This is a genomic window from Pasteurella testudinis DSM 23072 (genome assembly GCF_900176075.1).
GTDB lineage: Bacteria > Pseudomonadota > Gammaproteobacteria > Enterobacterales > Pasteurellaceae > Chelonobacter > Chelonobacter testudinis.
Genome location: NZ_FWWV01000046.1, coordinates 1 through 15,817, shown reverse-complemented (window position 1 = coordinate 15,817; position 15,817 = coordinate 1). Strand labels below are relative to the sequence as shown.

Here is a 15,817-nt window from a genome sequence, read left to right as displayed (position 1 = left end):
TATTTGCAGGCGGATAAATTTACGCTAGAATGACCGCCTGATTTTGATTAACCATTCTTATTGACAGAAAAGAGAGTAGATTATGTTTGGAAAAGGCGGTTTAGGCAACTTAATGAAGCAGGCGCAGCAAATGCAGGAGCGTATGCAGCAAATGCAGGAAGAAGTGGCGAAACTGGAAGTGACCGGCGAATCCGGCGCCGGTTTGGTGAAAGTGACCGTCAACGGCGCACACAACTGCCGTCGTATCGAGATTGATCCGTCGCTGATGGAAGACGACAAAGAGATGTTGGAAGATTTGGTTGCGGCGGCGTTTAACGATGCGGTACGCCGCGCGGAAGAACTGCAGAAAGAGAAAATGGCGTCCGTCACTTCCGGTATGCAATTGCCGCCGGGATTTAAAATGCCGTTTTAATGGCGGCTTAGATTGTTGATAAAAGGCAAGTAGGCAAGTAGGGGCGGATCAACATCCGTCCGCACCGCACTTTATATTTTTTCACTATCAATTCAATGCTTATATCGTACTTCGTAAACGGGCGGATAGTTAATCCGCCTCTACTTTTGTAATCAAGATAGTGTATTTTAATCTTGGAACCGCACTTCAAGTGCGGTTTAGTTTATTAAGAGATAGAGTTATGCAAATCAGTCCATTATTGGAGCACTTAATGGAAGCGCTGCGCTGTTTGCCCGGCGTCGGGCCGAAATCCGCACAGCGCATGGCGTACCACCTGTTGCAGCGCAACCGCAGCGGCGGCATCAATTTGGCGCAAGCCTTGCAGGAGGCGATGAGTAAAATCGGGCATTGCAGCCAGTGTCGCACGTTCACCGAAGAGGAGAGCTGCGCGATTTGCAAAAATCCCCGCCGCCAGCAGAACCGTCAATTATGCGTGGTAGAAATGCCGTCGGATATCCAAGCGCTTGAAATGACAGGGCAATATTCCGGCCGCTATTTCGTGTTAATGGGGCATTTGTCGCCGTTGGACGGAATCGGACCGCGCGATATCGGTTTGGATCTGCTACAACAGCGCTTGCAGCAAGAGGCGTTTGAAGAAGTGATTTTAGCCACCAATCCGACGGTCGAGGGCGATGCCACCGCCAATTATATTGCCGAACTCTGCCGCCAATACGACATCAACGTCACTCGTATTGCACACGGCATTCCGGTGGGCGGCGAGCTGGAAAATGTCGACGGCACCACCTTATCCCATTCGTTTTTAGGACGCAGGGAAGTAAAATAACCGCACTTTACCGGTCAGGATTTTGTCTGCTATGCCTTTACTATTTCCGAGTAAATAGTCACGACGGTAATGTATTTTGTTTTACTCGCTGGTTTCCAATTCTTTTAAATACTGGAAAATTTCACGGTAAAATTTCGGTGGTTTTTGTGCCGCGCGCTCTTTTTGTGCGCCGCGGATCAAATTACGCAGATGTTGAATATCCAAATCCGGATATTGTGCAATCAGTTGCGACAGCACGCTGTTGCTATCGCTTTCCAGCAGTTGATCACGCAAGTGTTCCAAACGGTGGAACACCGCCTGCTGCTGGTTGTGCTTGTTTTCCAGCTTGTCCAGCGCTTCTTGCAGCGGCTCGACATCGGTGTTGCGCAGCAGCTTGCCGATATATTGCAACTGACGGCGCAATGCTCCCCGTTGCGAACGTTGTGCCAGCTCGATGGCATCGGCCAGTTTTTCGCTCAACGGTATTTTTTCCAAGTTTGCTGGCGTCAGCGCCACCAGTTTAGCGCCGAATTTTTTCAGTGCTTCGGCGTCGCGTTTAATTTCGCTTTTGCTGACCCAGATAATTTCTTCTTGTTCTTCGTCTTGTAAATGGTCATCTAAAAAATCAATATCATGTTCAGGGTGTTTGTTCATAATCGTCTATAATCGGGTTTCCGGTTCAAAATTAGCGCTAATCATAGCATAACATTGCATAATTTGAGAATTACCGCGAAAAGTAGGGTAGAATTAGCGCTTAAATTTTCATAAAAGTATGGATAACAACAAGATGACACAACAATATGAAAGTCAGGATTTATTAAAACAGCAGCAGAGCGAATTGCTTGCCGCCGCTGAGTTTGCGCTCAAGCTGGCGCAGCAAGCCGGTGCGCAGGCGCAAGTCGGAGCGACCAAAAGCGCGGGGCTGTCGGTGTCTACCCGTTTGCAACAGATTGAAAATATTGAATTTAATAATGACGGTGCATTGGGTATTTCGGTCTATCTCGGGCAGCGCAAGGGCAATGCCTCGACATCGGATCTATCGCAGCAAGCAGTAAAAAGTGCGGTCGAAGCAGCGTTGAGCATTGCCAAATATACTTCGGAAGATCCGTTTAACGGCTTACCGGAAAAAGCCCTGTTAGCATTTGATCCGCCGGATTTGGATCTGTATCACCCTTATGAAATTGATGTGGATAGTGCGGTTGCGTTGGCGTTGGAAAGCGAGTCGCAAGCGTTGGCCGCAGATTCGCGTATCGTCAACAGCGAAGGCGCGAGCTTTAATGCGCACAGTGGCATTCGGGTTTACGGCAATAGCGAAGGGGTGTTGAACAGCTATCTTTCCAGCCGCTATTCGCTGTCTTGCAGTGTGATTGCCGCCGCCGATCAGCAGATGGAACGGGATTACGAATATACCGTTTCCCGCCGCTTTCAGGAATTGGAGTCGCCGCAATGGGTCGGGCAGCACTGCGCCGAAAAAACCGTAGCTCGGCTGTCGGCACAGAAATTAGCCACCCAAACCGCACCGGTGGTCTTTTTGAATGATGTGGCGACCGGTTTAATCGGCTCATTGGTCGGGGCGGCAAGCGGCAGCAGTATTTATCGCAAATCCAGTTTTTTATTGGATAAATTGGGTTGCCAAATTTTGCCGTCGTGGTTTGAAATCAACGAACAACCGCACTTGCAAGGGCGCTTGGCATCATCACCGTTTGACAGCGAAGGGGTGAAAACCCAAGCGCGCGAGATCATCAAAAACGGGATTTTGCAGACCTATCTGTTGACCACTTACAGCGCCAAAAAATTGGGCATGCAAAGCACCGGACACGCCGGTGGGATTCATAACTGGCTGGTGAAAGCCAGCGCCAAAGGCGGTTTGGCGGCGTTGTTAAAACAGATGGGAACGGGATTGTTGGTGACCGATGTGATGGGCAACGGCGTTAATTTAGTTACCGGCGATTATTCGCAAGGCGCTGCCGGTTTTTGGGTGGAAAACGGCGTGATTCAGTATCCGGTGCATGAAATCACCATTGCCGGACAGTTGCAAACGATGTTGCGCAATATGGTAGCGGTGGCCGATGATATCGAACAGCGCTCCAATATTCAAACCGGTTCGATTCTGCTCGACGAAATGAAAATTTCCGGCAATTAAATTATTTTTTAGAAATAAGAATAATTATCATTGACATGAAAAGATAACCTGTTATGATGATTGCCAGTTGCAGGAGTGCAGCGAAAAGTCCGCATAGATTGTGATAGCAGTCGAGCAGATGTAGAGTAAAAAGTAAATTCGTTAGGGTCACTGGCTGGAGCTTGCTCCAGCCTTTGTTTTTTCTGCAAATAATTATTTTCAATATGCTATTATAGCGACGATAATCCACTTGAATAAACAAGGCTACAGACCACAAGGTAATACAATGAAAAAACATCATGTCGAAACCCTGATCAGCACGCAAGAAACCACATCGCGCATACAAGAATTGGGCGCTGAAATCAGCCGTTTTTATCAGCATAACGGCGCTGATAAATTGGTGGCGGTCGGTTTGCTCAAAGGCTCGTTTATGTTCCTTGCCGACTTGGTCAGAAACATTGATTTGCCGACCGAAATTGATTTTATGACCACCACCAGCTACGGTTCGGGCATGTATTCCAACCACGATGTTAAAATCTCCAAAGATTTGGACGGCGACATTAAAGGCAAGCACGTTTTAATTGTCGAAGACATCATCGACACCGGTTATACGCTGGACAAAGTCCGCCAAATTCTATTGTTGCGCGAACCGGCTTCACTGACCATTTGTACTTTGTTGGACAAACCGTCACGCCGTGAAGTGGAAGTGCCGGTCGATTGGGTTGGTTTCGCCATTCCGGACGAATTTGTGGTCGGCTTCGGCATTGACTATGCGCAACAATACCGCAATTTGGGCTATATCGGCAAAGTGGTGTTGGAAGAAGAGTAAAGCGATATTTAACGCTCAAATAAAAAACGGCAGTTAACATCTGCCGTTTTTTATTTGAGCGGAGCAAAGTGCGGTTTTTACTTAATCGATAATCTCTCCCCATAAATCATATTCATCGGCGTTGTGAATGGTAGCTTGCACGATGTCGCCGATCTTAACCGCACTTTGTTGCGGATTGTCCAAATAAACCAAACCGTCGATTTCCGGTGCGTCTGCCATTGAGCGGCCGATAATCCCTTGTTCGTCGATTTCATCGATAATCACGGCGAGAGTTTTGCCGATTTTTTGTTGCAGCCGTTGTGCGGAAATGTGCTGTTGCAGCTGCATAAAACGGTGGAAGCGTTCTTCTTTCACTTCCTCCGGTATTTGATCCGCCATCTCGGTGGCGACAGCGCCGTCAACCGGACTGAATTTGAAACAGCCGACCCGATCCAGTTGCGCTTCTTGCAGAAAATCCAATAATAATTGAAAATCTTCTTCCGTTTCCCCCGGAAAACCGACGATAAAAGTCGAACGCAGGGTCAGGTCGGGGCAAATTTTGCGCCAGTTTTTGATCCGCTCCAAAGTGCGGTCAATCGAGCCGGGGCGTTTCATCGCTTTTAGAATTTTCGGGCTGGCGTGTTGCAGCGGAATATCCAGATACGGCAAAATTTTGCCTTCCGCCATCAGCGGAATCAATTTATCGACGTGCGGATACGGATAGATATAATGCAGGCGCACCCAGATTCCCAGTTTGGCAAGCTGTTCGCATAACGACAGCAGATCGTTTTTGATCGGCATGCCGTTCCAGAACGCGGTTTTGCTTTTGTCGGCTTTGGTTTTATCCAAGGTATAAGCCGAAGTGTCTTGCGAAACCACCAATAGTTCTTTCACGCCGGCGTCTGCCAAGCGCTTCGCTTCGTCCAGCACATTGCCGATTGGGCGACTGTCCAAATCACCGCGCATCGACGGAATGATACAGAAGGTGCAGCGGTGATCGCAGCCTTCGGAAATTTTCAGATAGGCGTAGTGTTTCGGCGTCAGTTTCACCCCTTGTTTCGGCACAAGGTTGATATACGGATTGTATTCCGGTTTCGGCACATATTTATGTACTTGTTTTAACACAGTTTCATAGCTATGCGGACCACTGACTTCCAGCACTTTGGGGTGTACTTGGCGGATCTGATCTTCTTTGGCGCCCAGACAGCCGGTGACGATCACTTTGCCGTTTTCGGTGAGGGCTTCGCCGATCGCTTCCAGCGATTCTTGAACCGCACTATCGATAAAGCCGCAGGTGTTGACGATCACCAAGTCGGCGTTTTCATAGCTGGGCACGATATTATAGCCGTCGGTGCGTAATTCGGTTAAAATCCGTTCGGAGTCGACCAGGTTTTTCGGGCAACCTAAACTTAAAAAGCCGATATTGGGTGTATTCATATCATTTCTCAACATTTCAAAAATAAAAAGTTCAAGCGCGCCGAGGATAAGCTACTGGCGCTTGAACAAGTATAAAATCGTGCAGATTGTATAAAATTTAAAAGCAAAAGACCAGTTGGATTATCGGTGTGCTTGCCAGTGAGCGTTTATTGCGGATTTGCGCGCTTGGCGCAGATCGACCAACATCATCACGCTCAACCCAAGGCTGAACAACAGTGAGATTGGTAAAATGAGTGAAGTTTGATAGTAAATCAAGCCCAAATATTTGAAAAATTCTATCAAACCCAGTGTTAAGCCGAGCATTAATAAGAGAGCCAGACGCAATGAATGGCTTGATTTACAGATTAGCATATTCATGATGTGGTTCAGCATTAATAACACCGCCATGTATGCGGCGAATCCAAATAACAGGCTGAGCGAAAAGTACGGTATCAACCATAATAACAGGATAAGTAAGTTGATAACGTAAACAGCGCTTTGTTCTGCTTTAATAAATGGTTGGGCGCTGAAAGTAAGGTTAAACAGATTAAAAAAAATAATAAATGCCGTGAGTATTATTTGGTTAAGGTTAGAGAGTGGAGTGTCGTTATAAAATAATTGTTCGGCATAAATGGGCGTTGCGCTAATAAACACGATCCAAAAAATAGCAGATAATCCGCACCATAGAAAATATTGTTCTTTTTTATAGTGAAAGTAACAAAATAAGCAAAGCAGTATCAAACAAATCAAAATTCCGATATTTATCAGCAAAAGATAATAAGTCGAAAATAGATTAATTATAGATAGCAGCAATGTCATGGTTATATCAATCCTATTTTTCTTGCTTTGCTGATGGCTTTGGTGCGGTTGCAAACGATTAATTTTCGGTATATATGCCGGATATGGGTTTCAATGGTATAGCGCGATAAATAGAGATGATCGGCTATTTCTTGATTGCTTAGACCATTGGCAAGATGTTGCATAATTTCATTTTCACGCACCGTCAGAGAAACGTGCTCATTTTCTAATTTTGCATCGGTATTATCGACAGTATCGGCTTTATCCTGACTCGGCAGCAGATTAATAATCTGTCGGGTAATAAACGGATCGATCACCAAACCGCCGCGCAGTACGTTACGAATGGCACTCAACAGTTCAAAATCTTCCCTCTCTTTCAAGATATAAGCGGTTACGCCGGCTTGCAGGGCGTTGATAACGGTGGTTTCGTTGTGGCAAGAAGAAAGTGCTAAAACGGATTGTTCCGGATTGGCTTCATTCAATGCATCAATAATGGTTAAACCGTTGCCGTCAGGCTGATCCAAATCAATGATGGCAAATCCAATATTCTTTAAGTTGATGTCGATGGCGGCGCTGACGGAATGAGTGAAGATTAAATCGGAAGATTTATAGCCGAGATTAAGCAGCACGGCATGTAACCGTTGTCGTATACAAGCATCACTTTCTACAACCAGAACCGGTGTGGGTAAATTCAACATGGTTTTATCCTAACAACTTTTGGGGATCAGATCAGATAAGGCAAATGAAATGATTTCATTATGCGTTTATGAGGTCGGGAATGATACATTAATTAACTCAGGGTGACTATCACAAGAATTCATTATATCTTTTGGTTTTATATTGTTGATGCTTCTTTAAAGATAAGATATTTCCGTTTAAATACAATATAAAGCCATTCAATGTTTTTTAATTTCTATTTTTGTAAACAATCCTTAAATCACAGGTTTTTGTTATATATGCCATATTTTAAACTATGTTTTAATTATTCATCTTTAAGTCAATCTATTTGGTGGAAAATGAAAATTTTAATATGGTTATCTATATTGTTTGTTTTATTGATTTTTGTATTTTTTATTTTGAGTGCGATTAAAGACAGTGTATTCATACATTTTGGAGGTGATCCTTATGATGAATGAAGAAGGTGGGAAATTTTTTGATACGTTAGTTAATTAGGCTTGAGGGTAAAATCACAATATTTGGCGATATACTCAAAATATCCTATTGTGCTTTAATAATGTCGCTTTTTTTGAGTTTTTATATCAAACGAATTTATCAGTTCACTGCTATTTTCGTGACATTAATCAATATAACATTTATTAACTAACAATAAAGGGTGGCTAGCATGCAAAACTTTAAAAAACTATTTACTTCCTGTCTGGTACTCGGCGCGTTGTCTTCCGGTGCGTATGCGCAGGATATTAAGTTCGGGGTAGGGATAGCTGCAGATGATGATAAAGAATTTAGTCTGAAAGGCAGTAATGATGATTATAAAAAGATCCATGTATACTCCAGTAATGAAGATACGACTCTGGTGAATATTATGGAGACTGATTCAGATATATTGATTGAAATTGAAGCGGCAGGCTCACCACTTCGTTACACCAATGCGGATAATACAAATAATCGTGATGAAAATCAGTTTGTTGCCACCGATGATGTAACTTTGATCGGCAAAGAAAGCGATGTAGTAGACAAAGGTGCTGTCAGGATTCACAATCTGAAAGCCGGTGAATTGAAAGAGAACGGCAATCAGGCGGTCAACACTGGACAGTTGTTTCAAACCAATCAAAATTTGTCGAAAGTTAAGACCGATTTGGCAACGACCGATTCAAACGTCGAATCGCTGAAAAAGAATGCAGAGGCTAACAAGCAGGAGATTGATGAGCTGGGGAAACGTGCCGATGACAATGATAGTAAATTTGAAGAGGTACGCAAAGGATTTGAAGCGGTGCATAATAATTTCGTTACCAACGACAAGGCAACTAAAGATGGTTTCGAAAGAGTCGGCAGCGTGATACAAGAGCTGGCGCAGAGCACAGATAAGAATATTGCCGATACCAACACAAAAATTGCTGAGGCGGATAAAAAAATTGTTGAGACCGATGAAAAAGTTAACACGGTTACAGCTGCGTTCGAGGGCTTGAAAAGCACTCATCAAGCGGTGCAGCAAGAAAACGGTAAGAAATTTGCGGCACTGGGTGAAAGTGTCAAAGTGACCAATACCAAACTTGAGAGTGTTGCGGCGACGTTGAATCAACAACTTGATGAAGCAAAGGGAAGGGTGGCAGCCTTGACAACGCAAGTGAACGGCCATGATGTCCAGCTGAAATCGCTGGATAAGAAAGTGGCACAAGTAGATAAAAAAGCACAGCAAGGGATTGCCGCAGCTTTGGCAGTCGCCGCAATCCCGCAAGCGGTCTTGCCGAATGAAAGCGTGGTTGCTTTTGGTGCCGGCAACTGGAGAAGCGAAAACGGTGTGGCAATCGGCTTCTCACACGCGTCCGGCAACGGCAAATGGTTATTTAAAGTCGGGGCAGTTAATGCCGGCAGCAATTACGGTGCCAATGCCGGCGTAGGCTACCGATGGTAATTGCCGGCTGAAACCGCACTTTGCGTGCTCAAGCCCACTATTTTTAATAGTGGGCTTTTGTCGTTTGTCGGCTACAAATTGAGGTAAAATTGATTAAAGTATCAACTCATTCTAGTAGTTTTGCAGGAAAAGTTGAAGAATGATGATATATTTTACAGTTAAGGATTAATATTTGCCTCATTTTAGGCTATATTAGTTGTGATAATTTTTAGCATTTTGATTACAAATTTCTAAAGATGTGCAATGCGTTTTAAAATGCTTTTCTTTTTAATCACTTACATAACTTCTGGGGAATTCGGTGATTTAAAGCCGACTTCGAGTGTTTTTTAATCAACAAAAGGAAATTACCATGTCCGATATGGTTAAGAATGACGTGGATGCAGTGGAAACTAATGATTGGTTGTTGGCCATTGACTCTGTTATCCGTGAAGAGGGCGTAGAGCGCGCTCAGTTTATTATCGAGCAATTAATGCAACGTGCCAGGGCAAACAGTGTTGCGTTACCGACAGGGATTAGCACCGACTACATTAATACGATTCCAACCAGTGAAGAACCGAATTACCCGGGAAATTTGGATTTAGAAAGAAGAATTCGCGGTGCGATTCGTTGGAATGCGATGATGATGGTGTTGCGTGCGTCGAAAAAAGATTTGGAATTGGGCGGTCATATGGCGTCTTTCCAATCTTCCGCCACCATTTATGAAGTCTGCTTCAACCACTTCTTTAAAGCCGCAACCGAAAAAGACGGCGGCGACTTAGTGTTCTTCCAAGGACATATTTCCCCGGGGATCTATTCGCGTGCGTTCCTTGAAGGGCGTTTAAGCGAAGAACAATTGGATAATTTCCGCCAAGAAGTACACGGAAAAGGCTTGTCCTCTTATCCTCACCCGAAATTAATGCCGGAATTCTGGCAGTTCCCGACCGTTTCCATGGGCTTGGGGCCGATTAACTCGATTTATCAGGCACGTTTCCTGAAATATTTACACAACCGTGGTTTGAAGGATACGGCGGATCAAACCGTTTATGCGTTCTTGGGCGACGGAGAAATGGACGAAGTGGAATCGCGCGGTGCGATCTCGTTTGCGGCGCGTGAGAAGTTGGATAACTTGGTGTTCGTGATCAACTGTAATCTGCAACGCTTGGACGGGCCGGTAACCGGTAACGGCAAAATTATCCAAGAGCTGGAAAGCCTGTTCCTCGGCGCCGGTTGGGAAGTGATTAAAGTGATTTGGGGTCGTCGTTGGGATCGTTTGTTACAACGTGATACCACCGGTAAATTGTTGCAATTGATGACCGAAGTGGTTGACGGCGATTATCAAACCTTTAAATCCAAAGACGGCGCTTATGTGCGTAAACACTTCTTCGGACGTTACCCTGAAACCGAAGCGTTGGTGGCGGATATGACCGATGATGAAATTTGGGCGTTGAACCGTGGCGGTCACGATCCGATCAAAGTGTTCGCCGCCTTTAACAAAGCCAAACAAGTGAAAGGCAAACCGGTGGTATTATTGGTGAAAACCATTAAAGGCTACGGTATGGGTGACGCGGCGGAAGGCAAAAACATTGCCCACCAAGTGAAGAAAATGGATATGTCCGGTGTGCGTCATGTGCGCGATCAATTCTCTATCGAGTTGAGCGATGAAGAAGTAGAAAAACTGCCGTATATTAAATTTGAAGAAGGTTCGGAAGAGTACAAATACCTGCATGAACACCGCAAAGCGTTGAAAGGCTATTTGCCGACCCGTTCTCCGCGTTTCACCACCGAGTTGCAAGTGCCTGAACTGGAAGAGTTTTCGCAACTGTTTGAAGCGCAAGCCCGCCCGATTTCCACCACCATGGCGTTTGTCCGTTCATTAAATGTATTGTTGAAAAATAAATCGGTTGGCAAACACATTGTCCCGATTTTAGCCGACGAAGCGCGTACGTTCGGGATGGAAGGCTTATTCCGTCAAATCGGGATCTACAATCCGCATGGTCAAAACTATACTCCGCAAGACAGAGAGCAAGTCGCTTATTACCGTGAAGCGATTGACGGTCAAGTATTGCAGGAAGGGATCAATGAACTGGGCGCAACCTCTTCTTGGTTAGCGGCGGCAACGTCTTACAGCACCAACAATGTACCGATGATTCCGTTCTTCGTTTACTATTCGATGTTCGGTTTCCAACGTGTCGGCGACTTGATGTGGGCGGCGGGCGACCAACAAGCGCGCGGCTTTATGATCGGCGGAACCTCCGGCCGTACCACGCTGAACGGCGAAGGCTTACAACATGAAGACGGACATAGCCACATTCAGTCTTTGACTATTCCGAACTGTATCTCTTACGATCCGGCGTTCGCCTATGAAGTCGCGGTGATTATGCAAGACGGCGTACGTCGTATGTATGGCCCTGAACAAGAGAACGTGTATTACTACATCACCACTCTGAATGAAACTTATGACCAACCGGCAATGCCGAAAGGGGCGGAAGAGGGTATCCGCAAAGGTATCTACAAATTTGAAACCGTGACCGGTCAAGGCAAAGGCAAAGTGCAGTTGCTGGGTTCGGGGGCGATTCTGCGTTATGTGCGTGAAGCGGCGAAGTTATTGGCCGATGAATACGGCGTAACCTCCGATGTGTACAGCGTGACCTCTTTCACCGAAGTGGCGCGTGACGGTGCCGATGCGGATCGTTGGAACCTATTGCACCCGACCGAACAAGCGCGTGTGCCTTATATCGCACAAGTGATGAATGATGCGCCGACTGTGGCGGCAACCGATTACATGAAGCTGTTTGCCGAACAAGTGCGTCCGTTTATTCCGGCGCAAAGCTACCGCGTGTTGGGTACCGACGGTTTCGGCCGTTCCGACAGCCGTGAAAACCTGCGTGAACACTTTGAAGTGAATGCGCAATATATCGTGGTTGCGGCATTAACCGAATTAGCGAAACAAGGTGTGGTTGACACTAAAGCAGTTGCTGATGCTATCAAGAAATACGGCATTGACGCAGACAAAATTAACCCGCTATATGCTTAATCGTTAGAAAGGAAATATTATGTCTAAACAAATTCAAGTACCGGATATCGGTAGTGATGAAGTCACGGTAACCGAGATTATGGTCAGCGTTGGCGATAACGTTGAGGTTGAACAAAGTTTGATTAACGTGGAAGGCGACAAGGCTTCGATGGAAGTTCCGTCTCCTGAAAGCGGTGTGGTAAAAGAGATTTTGGTTAAAGTCGGTGACAAAGTGTCCACCGGCTCGCCGATGATGGTATTCGAGGGTGCGGCAGCGGCTGCACCTGAAGCGCAAGCTGCGGAAACGGCCAAAACTGACACTGTAGCGGCAGCACCGGCGGCGGCAAGTGCGGTTGTGGACGTTACTGTGCCGGATATCGGCGGTGATGAAGTCAACGTCACCGAAATCATGGTAAAAGTGGGCGACAGCGTCAGTGAAGAACAGTCGTTATTGACCGTAGAGGGCGATAAAGCCTCGATGGAAGTACCTGCCCCGTTCGCCGGCGTAGTAAAAGAAATTTTAGTGGTTTCCGGTGATAAAGTGTCGACCGGTTCACTGATTATGCGTTTTGAAACCGCATCCGGCGCTGCGCCTGCGACTGAAAGTGCGGTTGCGCCAGCGCCAGCAGCCAATGCTGCGCCGTCAATCGTTGACGTGAATGTGCCGGATATTGGTGGCGACGAAGTCAACGTCACGGAAATCATGGTCAGTGTCGGCGATAACATTGCCGAAGAACAATCGCTGATTACCGTGGAAGGCGACAAAGCGTCAATGGAAGTGCCGGCACCGTTCGCCGGTGTACTGAAAGAGATTTTGGTTAAGTCCGGCGATAAAGTCTCTACCGGCTCGTTAATCATGCGCTTTGAAGTCGCAGGCGCAGCTCCAGCCCAAGCAGCGGCAGCAGCGCCTGAGACTGCATCGGCAAAAGCGGAAAGTGCACCTGCACCAGTAGCAGCACAAGCAGCGGCTTCACAACAAGATGTGACCGCAAGTGCGGTCTTTGCCCATGCCACACCGGTGGTTCGCCGTTTGGCGCGCGAATTCGGTGTTAATTTGGATAAAGTTAAAGGCACAGGGCGTAAAGGCCGTATCCTGAAAGAAGACGTGCAAGCCTATGTTAAAAATGCAATTAAACTGGTTGAATCGGGTTCTGTACCTGCAAGCGCCGGTGCAGCGCCGGCAGGTGCAGGCTTAGGTTTATTACCTTGGCCGAAAGTCGATTTCAGCAAATTCGGCGAAACCGAAGAAGTGGAATTGGGTCGTATCCAGAAAATCTCCGGAGCGAACCTGCACCGCAACTGGGTGATGATCCCGCATGTGACCCAATGGGACAAAGCGGACATCACCGATCTGGAAGCGTTCCGTAAAGAACAAAACGTACTGGCGGAAAAACAAAAACTGGATGTGAAAATCACGCCGTTAGTGTTTATCATGAAAGCCGCTGCCAAAGCGCTGGAAGCCTATCCGCGTTTCAACAGCTCGATTTCGGAAGACGCGCAACGTTTAACCCTGAAAAAATACATCAATATCGGGGTGGCGGTGGATACGCCGAACGGCTTAGTCGTACCGGTGTTTAAAGACGTAAATAAAAAAGGCATTATCGAATTATCCCGTGAATTAGCGGAAATCTCGAAAAAAGCCCGTGCCGGTAAACTGACCGCGTCCGATATGCAAGGCGGTTGCTTCACCATTTCCAGCCTAGGCGGTATCGGCGGCACACACTTTACGCCAATCGTGAATGCGCCGGAAGTGGCGATCTTGGGCGTATCCAAATCGGAAATGACACCGGTATGGAACGGCAAAGACTTTACCCCTCGCTTGATGTTACCGTTGTCATTGTCCTATGACCACCGTGTGATTGACGGCGCAGACGGCGCGCGATTCGTCACCTTTATTAACGGCGTATTGTCTGATTTACGCCGCTTGGTGATGTAAGCCCTATTTTCGCCTCTCTGTAAATTGATAAAAGCAAGAGAGGCGTGATTGAATTCGTGTAAAGTGCGGTTTGCGCACTCAACCAATAAAAGAGGTTATCATGAGTAAAGAGATTAAAACGCAAGTTGTGGTATTAGGGGCTGGTCCTGCCGGTTACTCCGCTGCATTCCGTTGTGCCGACTTGGGACTGGATACCGTTATCGTTGAACGTTATTCCACACTGGGCGGGGTTTGTTTGAATGTGGGTTGTATCCCGTCTAAAGCGTTATTGCACGTTGCTAAAGTGATCGAAGAAGCCAAAGCGTTGGCAGAACACGGTATTGTTTTCGGCGAGCCGAGTACCGATGTGGAAAAAATCCGCGGTTGGAAAGAAAAAGTCATTAACCAACTGACTGGCGGCTTGGCGGGCATGGCGAAAATGCGCAAAGTGCAGGTTGTCAACGGTTACGGTAAGTTTTCCAGTGCAAACTCGCTGATTGTAGCCGGAGAAGAAGGCGATGTTACGGTCAAATTCGATAACGCCATTATTGCAGCCGGTTCACGCCCGATTCAGTTACCGTTTATTCCGCATGAAGATCCGCGTATTTGGGATTCAACTGATGCGTTGAAATTGAAAACCGTACCTGAAAATTTGTTAATCATGGGCGGCGGTATCATCGGGCTGGAAATGGGAACCGTTTATCATGCGCTCGGTTCGAAAATCGACGTAGTCGAAATGTTTAATCAAGTGATTCCGGCGGCGGATAAAGATATTGTTAAAATTTATACCAAACGTATCGAGAAGAAATTCAATCTGTTGCTTGAAACCAAAGTGACTGCGGTGGAAGCCAAGGAAGACGGTATTTATGTTTCAATGGAAGGCAAAGCTGCCAATGAAACCCGCCGTTATGATGCGGTGTTGGTGGCAATCGGGCGTACGCCGAACGGCAAATTGATTGATGCAGGTGTTGCCGGAGTGGAAGTGGACGAACGCGGCTTTATCCGTACCGATAAGCAAATGCGCACCAATGTGGATCATATTTTCGCGATCGGTGATGTGGTCGGACAACCGATGTTGGCGCACAAAGGCGTACACGAAGGGCATGTTGCCGCCGAAGTGATCGCAGGTAAAAAACACTATTTCGATCCGAAAGTGATTCCGTCAATTGCCTACACTGAGCCGGAAGTGGCATGGGTCGGCAAAACCGAGAAAGAGTGTAAAGCCGAAGGCATCAACTACGAAACCGCCACTTTCCCATGGGCGGCTTCCGGTCGTGCGATTGCTTCCGACTGTTCCGACGGTATGACCAAACTGATTTTTGATAAAGATTCGCACCGTGTTATCGGTGGCGCAATCGTCGGTACTAACGGCGGCGAGTTGTTGGGCGAAATCGGCTTGGCAATCGAAATGGGTTGCGATGCGGAAGATTTAGCGCTGACCATTCACGCCCACCCGACCTTGCATGAATCGGTCGGCTTGGCAGCGGAAGTGTTCGAAGGCACGATCACCGACTTGCCGAATGCGAAAGCGAAGAAGAAAAAATAGGTTGTCAGTGCCAACAACCTGCTGAAATAACTAAGCCTCTTTCGTCATGGGAAGAGGCTTTTTCGTTATAGCTAGACGTTGTCTACTATGCTTGTCTGGCTATAATGGAAAAAGTGCGGTCTGACCGCACTTTATCTTGTTATAGGCAGACGAAGACTGCCTATAAAAACCATACGCTATGCGTATGGAATCAAAGAGCTTAAGCGATGAAAAGAAAAAATCCTCCGATATAATGAACAAGGCTGACAACCAAAATTCAAGATATAGGAGGATATGTCAATGGCAAGTAAGTCCAATGACGATTCGAGTCTATCACACACAAGATGGAACTGTAAGTATCACATAGTCTTTATCCCAAAATTGAGACGAAAAGCGATTTATGGGAAATTACGAATGGATATAGGCAGCATATTAAG

General features: G+C 46.5%; 12 protein-coding genes and 1 pseudogene. 9 read left to right on the top strand and 4 right to left on the bottom strand.

Features of this window, described 5'->3' with window-relative positions:
- Positions 1 to 82: 82 nt before the first annotated feature.
- Together B8880_RS11330 and recR are read left to right on the top strand one after the other, a co-directional pair.
- Positions 83 to 412, top strand: coding sequence for a YbaB/EbfC family nucleoid-associated protein (locus B8880_RS11330; RefSeq protein WP_084257706.1), 330 nt, complete (start codon positions 83 to 85; stop codon positions 410 to 412).
- 220 nt (positions 413 to 632) lie between these two features.
- Entirely contained in the window at positions 633 to 1,235 is a 603-nt protein-coding gene (gene recR, locus B8880_RS11325) for a recombination mediator RecR (protein WP_084257705.1), read from the top strand.
- 81 nt (positions 1,236 to 1,316) lie between these two features.
- On the opposite strand, the gene yjgA is transcribed toward recR, so the two are convergent.
- Positions 1,317 to 1,868, bottom strand: coding sequence for a ribosome biogenesis factor YjgA (gene yjgA / locus B8880_RS11320; protein WP_084257704.1), 552 nt, complete (start codon positions 1,866 to 1,868; stop codon positions 1,317 to 1,319).
- 133 nt (positions 1,869 to 2,001) lie between these two features.
- On the opposite strand from yjgA, the gene pmbA reads away from it, so the two are divergent.
- Together pmbA and hpt are read left to right on the top strand one after the other, a co-directional pair.
- Positions 2,002 to 3,357, top strand: coding sequence for a metalloprotease PmbA (gene pmbA, locus B8880_RS11315; protein WP_084257703.1), 1,356 nt, complete (start codon positions 2,002 to 2,004; stop codon positions 3,355 to 3,357).
- Positions 3,358 to 3,622: 265 nt separating this feature from the next.
- Positions 3,623 to 4,165 (top strand): hypoxanthine phosphoribosyltransferase, encoded by a 543-nt coding sequence (gene hpt / locus B8880_RS11305; protein ID WP_084257701.1) that lies wholly within the window; start codon positions 3,623 to 3,625, stop codon positions 4,163 to 4,165.
- An 81-nt stretch (positions 4,166 to 4,246) separates the two neighbouring features.
- Here the strand turns inward: hpt and rimO are convergent, their stop codons facing one another.
- The 3 genes from rimO to B8880_RS11290 form a co-directional block, all read right to left on the bottom strand.
- Positions 4,247 to 5,581 carry a 30S ribosomal protein S12 methylthiotransferase RimO gene (rimO, locus tag B8880_RS11300; protein WP_084257700.1) on the bottom strand — a complete coding sequence of 445 codons (1,335 nt, stop codon included), beginning with the start codon at positions 5,579 to 5,581 and terminating at the stop codon, positions 4,247 to 4,249.
- A 120-nt stretch (positions 5,582 to 5,701) separates the two neighbouring features.
- Entirely contained in the window at positions 5,702 to 5,953 is a 252-nt protein-coding gene (locus B8880_RS14325; RefSeq protein ID WP_143933442.1) for a hypothetical protein, read from the bottom strand.
- 428 nt (positions 5,954 to 6,381) lie between these two features.
- Positions 6,382 to 7,056, bottom strand: coding sequence for a LuxR C-terminal-related transcriptional regulator (locus B8880_RS11290; RefSeq protein ID WP_084257698.1), 675 nt, complete (start codon positions 7,054 to 7,056; stop codon positions 6,382 to 6,384).
- Between the two features lie 644 nt (positions 7,057 to 7,700).
- Here B8880_RS11290 and B8880_RS11285 point away from each other — a divergent pair.
- From B8880_RS11285 to B8880_RS11265, 5 genes and pseudogenes are all read left to right on the top strand, one after another.
- The gene (locus B8880_RS11285) at positions 7,701 to 8,948 is read left to right on the top strand and encodes a YadA-like family protein (protein ID WP_084257697.1); all 1,248 of its coding nucleotides are present in this window, start codon (positions 7,701 to 7,703) and stop codon (positions 8,946 to 8,948) included.
- A 349-nt stretch (positions 8,949 to 9,297) separates the two neighbouring features.
- Positions 9,298 to 11,961 carry a pyruvate dehydrogenase (acetyl-transferring), homodimeric type gene (aceE, locus tag B8880_RS11280; protein WP_084257696.1) on the top strand — a complete coding sequence of 888 codons (2,664 nt, stop codon included), beginning with the start codon at positions 9,298 to 9,300 and terminating at the stop codon, positions 11,959 to 11,961.
- 19 nt (positions 11,962 to 11,980) lie between these two features.
- A complete protein-coding gene (gene aceF, locus B8880_RS11275) occupies positions 11,981 to 13,876 on the top strand; it encodes a pyruvate dehydrogenase complex dihydrolipoyllysine-residue acetyltransferase (protein WP_084257695.1) in 1,896 nt (631 codons plus the stop codon).
- A gap of 100 nt (positions 13,877 to 13,976) precedes the next feature.
- Positions 13,977 to 15,401, top strand: coding sequence for a dihydrolipoyl dehydrogenase (lpdA, locus tag B8880_RS11270; protein WP_084257694.1), 1,425 nt, complete (start codon positions 13,977 to 13,979; stop codon positions 15,399 to 15,401).
- Positions 15,402 to 15,680: 279 nt separating this feature from the next.
- Positions 15,681 to 15,817 (top strand): annotated as a pseudogene (locus B8880_RS11265) (IS200/IS605 family transposase); the annotation flags it as partial.